This window comes from Coleofasciculus sp. G2-EDA-02, from assembly GCF_040226375.1.
Taxonomy (GTDB): Bacteria; Cyanobacteriota; Cyanobacteriia; order Cyanobacteriales; family Coleofasciculaceae; genus Coleofasciculus.
In genome coordinates, this window is the sequence record NZ_JAVKEW010000126.1 from 19258 (window position 1) to 27360 (window position 8103).

The 8103-nt window shown below is 46.3% G+C and carries 6 protein-coding genes; all 6 read right to left on the bottom strand.

Annotated features, from left to right (window positions below):
• Positions 1–54: 54 nt before the first annotated feature.
• Entirely contained in the window at positions 55–2919 is a 2865-nt protein-coding gene (locus RLO19_RS14320; RefSeq protein WP_446357391.1) for a GAF domain-containing protein, read from the bottom strand.
• 380 nt (positions 2920–3299) lie between these two features.
• On the bottom strand, positions 3300–4244 hold the full coding sequence (locus RLO19_RS14325) for a glutathione S-transferase family protein (protein ID WP_446357384.1): 945 nt from the start codon (positions 4242–4244) through the stop codon (positions 3300–3302).
• A 138-nt stretch (positions 4245–4382) separates the two neighbouring features.
• Complete coding sequence (gene gatC / locus RLO19_RS14330; protein ID WP_446338658.1) at positions 4383–4676, bottom strand: Asp-tRNA(Asn)/Glu-tRNA(Gln) amidotransferase subunit GatC; 294 nt, start codon at positions 4674–4676, stop codon at positions 4383–4385.
• A gap of 68 nt (positions 4677–4744) precedes the next feature.
• The gene (locus tag RLO19_RS14335) at positions 4745–5266 is read right to left on the bottom strand and encodes a photosystem I assembly protein Ycf3 (protein WP_446357386.1); all 522 of its coding nucleotides are present in this window, start codon (positions 5264–5266) and stop codon (positions 4745–4747) included.
• A gap of 166 nt (positions 5267–5432) precedes the next feature.
• Complete coding sequence (locus RLO19_RS14340) at positions 5433–6266, bottom strand: pentapeptide repeat-containing protein (RefSeq protein ID WP_446357388.1); 834 nt, start codon at positions 6264–6266, stop codon at positions 5433–5435.
• Positions 6267–6297: 31 nt separating this feature from the next.
• On the bottom strand, positions 6298–7917 hold the full coding sequence (gene lnt, locus RLO19_RS14345) for an apolipoprotein N-acyltransferase (protein WP_446357390.1): 1620 nt from the start codon (positions 7915–7917) through the stop codon (positions 6298–6300).
• Positions 7918–8103: the final 186 nt, after the last annotated feature.

An 8103-nucleotide genomic window follows, 5' to 3' on the forward strand; every position in this document is an offset into this window, starting at 1 on the left:
TATTCATTAGTTACTCAAAACAGACGCGCCATGGCACGTCTGGTACAAACTGGCTTAACGAATAATACCTGGAAGCACAACACCCACTTGATTGTTAAAAATTTCCATGTCCCGTTGATCATTTTCATCAAAACTGGCTTTAAAATAGTCAGGAACCTGGGGCCAATTGGATGGATCATACTCCGTCGTATCCTCACCATAACGTTTGTTCACGAGTTGGGTAACGGCAAGTAACTCACCATCACAACTTAAAACAGGCATACATAACAGACTGCATGTCCGATAATGGGTTTTGGCGTCTGTTCTGCGGGCGATATCAGAATCGGGATGATCGTAGAGGTCAAAGGGAATGTTTAAGGGTTGACCGGTTTGGGCAACTTTGCCAGCAAACCCTTCTCCTAAAGGTACTCGCGTTTCCATTAAAGAACCATCGGCTTGGGGGATTTTTGTCCATAATTCCTGAGTTTGGTAATCAATTAACCAAAGGGTGGTGCGATCAGCATGGGTCAGTTGTTTTGCCGCTTGCATCACCGTTTGGATGATTTCTTCGGCATTTCCGCCACTACTGCTACTAACTAAACTAATCGCTTGATAGAGGGGATCGATCGCCTTGCGTTGTTCCTGAATATTGCGAATTTCCCGGTGAAATGCTTGGAACCCTTGCAGAATGGGTAACGTGGATGTCATGCGTTCCTGCAATTTCTGGGCATCGGCTTGGGTAAAGCCATTGATTTCGATTTTTTCGGATAACGTCCCTCCCGGTTCATAGGTAAATATGAATTTGTTAAATGACCGAATAATAGCCATCACTTTCCCTTTCGAGTCTACAACCGGGAATAACAACAGGTTTTCGATGTGTTTGATCGCGTCAGGTTCTAAGCCAATATGGATTAACAGATCATTCAGTTTACTGGGGTTTTTGCTGGCTTTGACTGAACGAGACTCAACAATTTTACTGGCGATTCCTAGGGTGGCGGACACCCGAATCTCTTGAGCATTTAGGGTTCTGGAGTTCCAGACTAATGACCAAAAGATGCTTTGTTCGGCATCCATTAGGAAAATCGTGGTCTGTTCTGCGCCCAAGAGTTTGTTAATCGAGTTGGTGATAAAGCTCAACGTATAATACAGCGCATTGTAGAGCGCTTCATCACTCTGATCGGCAACGGAATTACTGAGAATTGCTAGGGTGTTATAAACGGATTCTTTTGGCTCAATTTGAGCAAGCTGTTTTAGCGTCTCATGGGTCTTGACAAATTGCAGGATTACGCCCACTCGTTCGTTAAAGACTTGCATGGACTGGCGGTCATTTTTATCAAAACTCGCTTTAAAGTAACTGGGAACGTGGGGCCACTCGTCTTTGTTATACTCTGGATGATCTCCGGGTTTGCGCTTGTTAATCAGTTGGGTTACGCCCAATAATTCCCCATCTGGACTAACAACGGGCATACAGAGGAGGCTACAGGTACGGTAGCGGGTTTGTTCATCCGTTTTTTTGGCATTTTCCGCACTGGGATGATCGTAGAGATCGAAGGGGATAATCATCGGTTGGCGGGTTTGTGCTACTTGACCCGCAAAGCCCACCCCAATATCACAGCGCACCTCTCCTTTCCCTGGAAGTTCCGTCCATAAGTCTGTGCGATCGCGATCCACTAACCACAAGGTACTGCGATCGGCGTTCAGCAGCTTCTTGGCGGTATTCATTACCCGTTGCAAAATGGCTTTGGTATCTAAGTTAATCTGATCGAGCGATCGCGTGGCTTCCGCTAACGCTGCTGTCGCCCGCAGCTTTTTCATTACCTTATAACAGGATTGGCAACTTTCCAGAATTCGCCGCACTGGAACCACACATTTTGCCAACCGTTCTAAGTCTAAAGTGGTGAATCCTTTGGGTCGCTTGTCAGATTGCTCATCGGTGGGTAATTTATTCAGTAGCTGAATCACCGCAATCACTTCTTGGCTTTCACTTAAGATGGGAAATGCCAAAATGTTTTCAGTGCGGTAACTATATTTTTTGTCAAATTCTTTAACCAGGGCGGCGCGTGGATCATCATAAACATTGTCGGGAATATGGATCACCTTTTTCGTCTGAGCCACCTGACCGGCAATCCCTTCCCCGACTCGCACTTGAATATCCAGGAATTCCCCTTCTTCATTCTCCGCCACTAATGACCAGAGTTCTGTCTTCTCGTCATTCAGTAAGAAAATGGTGGCGCGATCGGCACCGAGTAATTCGCCGACTTTAGAGGTGACATCGCGCAGCACCTCATAAAGGGCTTGCGCCGAACCTTCATCCTCGGATTCCGTATCGGCTTTTGATAAGATTTCCACTTGGGAAACCAGGAGTTTTCGTTCTAATTCTGCTAAGGCTTTGAGAAATTCCGAGTCCCCTGGTTCTAAATCCGCTTGGATGGTTTTTAAAGCCTGATTCACCCATTCTTGGTTAAAGACTGATTCATAGATGCGATTGTGAATCCTAACTTTCCCTTGATGCTTGAGGATTAACCCCATCATCCGCAGTTCCTTGTGTTCGGAACTGTCATTAGCGATCGATTCTCCTTGTTGGAGGATGCGCTGATACACCAGCAACAGCTTATGACTGCGGTGTTTGCGTCTGAGCAAGCGATCGCGGATCGTCTGCAAATGCATCAGTTCCGGTTGCTGCTCCCAATTCTCGATCCAGCGCGATCGCACTAACTTTTCCACCCATTGCGCTTCTGCTCCTTTCGACGGTGCATCAGGCGCTTGAGCGATCAATCGACAAAGCTGCTGGGTGAGGAAGGGTTGTCCTCCTGTCCATTTCAACACCTCCACCAGCAATCGTTTATAGTTTTGTGATTTAGCTTTTAATCCTCTGGCAATTTGTAATCCGCTACTGGCACTTTCTGGATAATGGGACTGTTCAGATAAATTAGAAATCATAGTGCAACCTGGTGTAAACGCCTTGGCAGCTTGCCTTCTCTCGCTAGTCGGGTGGTGATTGGGGATCAGGAGCCGTGAGTAATCCATTGGGACTATCTCAGATGCTACCTCACCTATGGCTTAAATTAGACTCTACCGATCTCAATATCGTAAGACAAATAGTATTGACAATACTACTAAATTATGTATGCTCCTGAATATATTTCACCCTATCGGTGAAAATTTGTGAAGATGAGGGAGATGGGGTTATAGAGACTTCGGCGGTGGAACTATGGCAAGCAGAGGGAATTCACTCAACACTCAGTCAGGGCGGGCGCGAGTTAAGTTAACGGTTTGCTTCTGAATGGTATCTGTAAAACCCGCCCCTACACACTCAACACTTACCCCATCACCCAATCAATCACTGGCCCTTTGGGTACAATGCGAGTCGGGTTAATGTGGGGATGGCTTTTGTAATAGTGTTGCTTGATCTGGTCAAGGTTACAGGTATCACTAACGCCTGGTTGCTCATAGAGATCTTTGAGATAATTTCCCAGATGGGGATAATCGCTAATTCGGCGTAAGTTGCACTTAAAATGCACGTAGTAAACGGGGTCAAAGCGAAACAGGGAGGTGAACATGCACCAATCGGCTTCCGTTATGCGATCGCCACACAGATAAGGTTGCTGGGATAGAACGGCTTCCCAATAGTCTAGTTCTTCAAAAAGTTCTGTTACCGCCTCGTCATAAGCCGTCTGAGTCGTGGCGAACCCAGCGCGGTATACACCATTGTTGATCGGTTGGTAAATTCTGTCAATCGCGCGATCGATTTCTGCTTGCAGATGATCGGGATAGAAGCTAACCTGAGATTTCGCGATCGCCTCAAACTCAGTATCGAACATGCGGATAATCTCACGGGATTCATTATTCGCGATCGTATTCTTTTGTTTATCCCAAAGCACGGGGACTGTCACTCGTCCGGTACAGTTCGGGTCAGCTTTTAGATACACTTGTCGCAAATAACGAGCCCCATGAACCGTATCCGGAATACAACCGGGAGCATCAGAAAATTCCCATCCGTCCTCATCCATAAAAGGGTCAACAATTGAGAGGCTAATTGCCTCCTCCAAACCCTTCAATTTCCGCATAATCAGCGTGCGGTGCGCCCACGGACAAGCGAGAGACACATAGAGATGGTAGCGTCCCGACTCAGCTTTAAACCCTGTAGAACCATCAGCACTCACCCAGTTATGAAACTTGGTCGGATTTCGCAGAAATCGCCCCTGAGGGTCTTGCTGGTAAGGTTCCTTTGTCCATTGTCCATCCACCAGCATTCCAGTTGCCATATTTTCTCCCTATTCCAACGCTTTGTTAATTATCCCAAATTTCTGTTATGCAATTCTCTATTTCATCTTGTCATCCTTCGCCCTTGGTTATTCTCAAAAAAAACGGCACATAACCAAAGACGAAGGACAAATTCAGCGTTACTCTTCCGTACTGAGAATTTGCGGCACTTTAAAAAAGTCCCCATCTTGGTCAGGAGCTTCTGCCAATAAAGCATCCCGCTCCGGATATCGTTGAAGTTGGTCAGGTCGGGTCACATTACTCACGTCAATAGCTCTAGTCGTTGGCGGAACATTTTCTGTATCCAATTCACTAAGCTGTTGAAAGTAATCCAAAATGCTATTAAGCTGCGGCAAAAATTGATCTTCTTCTTCAGAAGTCAACTCCAAACGCGCCAGATTAGCGACTTTGCGAACTTGTTCTAGGTCAATCATGATTGTTGATTGTTATTTTTTGATTATTCCCTAGTCAATGACTAATGACAAATGACAAATGACGATCACTAAAAATAGATATCAATAGCTGAACGTCCGCTAGTTTTCAGCCAGTTTTGGGCTTCCAAGTAGTTATTAGGAGCCAGACGAATCGCTCGTTTCCAATACTCGGCGGCTTGCTCAAACAACTTTTCTGCGGCTTCATCATTTCCTGCTTCCTTCTGCTTCTCACCTTGGAAGTGGTAAATGACAGCAACATTATTCAGCGCTTGGGGGAGACGGGGATTAGAGTCGAGGGCTTGATGGTAGTAGTCTAATGCTGTCTCATGATCACCGTTGCTGGTGTAAATTAACGCCATGTTGTATAGAATCAAGCCGCGGTCATAGGAATCTTCTTCTAACTCCAACGCTTGCTTGTAGTTATCCAAAGCTTCGGCATATTCGCCATCTCCCTGAGCAGACATACCATCTCGGTAATAGACAAATGCTTCTTTCGCTCTCTTGTTGGTTGGCAAAACCTTAAGAATTAGATCTGCCATTACCGTGAAGGTTTTGTCAACAAAGTTATCGTTACGCTGTGTTCGTGGCATAGTAGCTTCCCAATTATCCCGGTTGTCAATCATCGTAGCGTGTCTGGGATGCACTCGATCAGACATTGGGGAAGAGGTGATTATTGATACAAGGGCGCACGGATAGTGCGCCCCTACGGTTTGCGGGTGTACAGCAGAAATAACTGAACAGCTAATACCTCCCCTATCAATGAATCGTCCCATCGGGCAGAATTGTCCCTTGGAGACTAGCACCGTCTAGGTTACAATTATCTAAATTTGCCCCTGTCAGATTCGCTTTGTCAAGATGGGTGCCTTCCAATCTAGCGCCTTTGAGGTTAGCGGCTTGGAGATTTGCTGCTGTGAGATTCGCCCATCTCAAATCTGTTCCTTCTAAATCGGCGGCGCTGAGGTTTACCCCAAACAGATAAGCACTACCCAAATGAGCCTGACTGAGGTTAGCCTTTTCCAAGTCAGCTTGGTAGAGGTAAGCACCAATCAATTCGGCTTCATGGAGGTTAGCATGACTCAAATTAGCCCGGTTAAGATGGGCATGAATCAAGGTGGCTTCACTGAGATTGCTGCGTCTCAAATTGGCTTCATTGAGCATTGCGCTTTTCAGGTTTGCCTCTCTCAAGTCTGTGCCAATCAGATTAGCATGACTCAGATTAACGTTCATCAACTTAGCGCTTCTGAGATCAGCGCCGATTAAGTTAGCATGGCTTAGATCAGCATAACTGAGTTCCGCTTGCATCAAATGAGCGCTGACTAAGGAAGCTTCGATGAGATTAGCGTCAATCATACAAGCCAGACTCAGATAAGCAAGGCTGAGGTTGGCTTTTGTTAGGTTGGCGGTGATTAGATTAGCCGACTCTAACTGCGCCCCTTTCAGGTTAACGTGCTTCAGGTTAGCGCCTCTGAGGTTAGCGCCTTCTAGGTTAGCCTCACTCAAATCGGGTTCTATAGTGTGATGTTGATTTCTCCATTTAATCCAGCCAACTGCACCTTGTTGAAGTAATCTCAGATGCTCTAAATTTGCCATTCGCGTCTCCCGCTTTACCGTTAAATCTTGTCTATTGGTGAAGATTCAAGCGACTCACGATAAACACCACAATCGCCAATCCTAATAATGTCGGAGTTAACCAATTTCCCCAGCGCACGTAAAGCGTCTGGGTTTGTCGCCGATATATTGTCGCCGCGTGAATCTGGTATGTATTAATCCCAGAAAGCCATAAGGTTCTCCCATGAGGATCTACAATGCCAGAATAGCCCGTATTCGTCGCCCGTACTGCCCACCGGTCCGTTTCAATGGCTCGCATCACATCTTGGGCGTGATGTTGGGCGGGCATGGTTTCACTGTAATGAGCATTATTTGAGGCACTGAGAATAAACTCACCCTCCCTGGCGGCTTGATGGCGGAAATGATAGGCAAAGGCTGACTCATAACAAATCCCCGCGATCGCACGACCAAAAGGTGTGGCAAACTGTTGGTTGGGTTGACCTGCGGCTAAATGGGCATCTAAGGGGGAAAGGCGATCAATTAAACCGCCGAATAGTTCCTCAAAGGGAATATATTCTCCTAAAGGTACAAGAATAACTTTGTTATAGCGACTGATGGTTTCACCCTTACCTGTAATCGTAAATAAGCTATTGGTAAGGCTATCCCCTTTTTCACCAAACGCTCCCAGCCAAACCAGTACACCTTTTTCTAAAATAGCTTGTTTTAAACGGTCGAGTTTGTATTGATAAAACGGAACGGTTGAGCGAAATTGATTATCCTGTTCATCCCAGATAAATGGCAAAGCTGTTTCGGGTGTCAAAACTGCCTCAACTCCTTGATCAGCTAAGGCGTTGTAACCGTTGGTATAATTTTCAATTGCCCGACTCAAACCATCTCGGTAGAGTTTAATTGTGTTTGGAATATTCCCTTGAATAATGCCAACCTTGAAGGCTGCTTGAGTCGGTTGAATCAGAGGGCGACTGTAGAGTCCAAATCCAATCAGATGGAAACCGATGAGGAGTCCTAAGGCTAGGATAAATTTCTGCTTTGCGTTAGAATCAGTAACTCGTTTGGTTCGATTTGAGAAATAACTAATCCCAGCTTCGGCGATTAACCCATTTACGGCAACAACGGCTGCAGTTACCGTAAACGGACCCGAAATCTGACCCAGATGCAAAATCCATAAATTATGGGGACTCTGGGTATAAGCCAGAGATGTCCAGTTGAGATCGCCTAAGGTCCAGAAGGCTTCTAAACCACACCAGAGGGCAATTCCCATCAAGACGCGAGTGAGGGTTTTAAATTTTGCACCTTGACGATTCAACATTGAATTGAACGCCGTCATCCCCACCGCCCACAGCACCACAAGCACCGTCCCCCAGAGGGTAATAAACGCCCAGCAAAAAAGCGCGATCGCGAAACTGGCTAACCAGGGTACTCCCATCCAATCCATGGGATGAATCCCTGTAATCCAAAATAGAGCTAAGCCTTGATAGCCAATCCCCCAGCAGAAACCAGATAAAGCCGTCTGGCGCAGACTTTGACGGGTTACGACTAAGAACCATAAAGGCACCAAAGCAATCCACGCCAAAGACCAGGCTTCTACAGGGGATGGGGTTAATCCCATGAGGATACCACCCAACAGAGATAACAATAAAGGAGACGCTCGCCAAAGTTGCTTAGGAATTTGCATAGTAAGGATTGTGGTACTCAGGGTAATCTGTCACCCAATTAAGTCCTATCGAAACGTGGGGGGAGAGGGGGAGCTATAGAACCCCATCCTCAGCGGAACGAAGTGGAGTAGGGTGGGGATACATGGACTCCCCCAAGTAAAAAGCTAGTACTCGATGTGCTAGCTTTTTACAAGCCCTGCATCCTA

Bases quoted from the DNA above. Each gene is read 5' to 3' on its own strand.
- RLO19_RS14320 (WP_446357391.1), bottom strand. From the start codon at position 2,919: ATGATTTCTAATTTATCTGAACAGTCCCATTATCCAGAAAGTGCCAGT.
- RLO19_RS14325 (WP_446357384.1), bottom strand. From the start codon at position 4,244: ATGGCAACTGGAATGCTGGTGGATGGACAATGGACAAAGGAACCTTAC.
- gatC (WP_446338658.1), bottom strand. From the start codon at position 4,676: ATGATTGACCTAGAACAAGTTCGCAAAGTCGCTAATCTGGCGCGTTTG.
- RLO19_RS14335 (WP_446357386.1), bottom strand. From the start codon at position 5,266: ATGCCACGAACACAGCGTAACGATAACTTTGTTGACAAAACCTTCACG.
- RLO19_RS14340 (WP_446357388.1), bottom strand. From the start codon at position 6,266: ATGGCAAATTTAGAGCATCTGAGATTACTTCAACAAGGTGCAGTTGGC.
- lnt (WP_446357390.1), bottom strand. From the start codon at position 7,917: ATGCAAATTCCTAAGCAACTTTGGCGAGCGTCTCCTTTATTGTTATCT.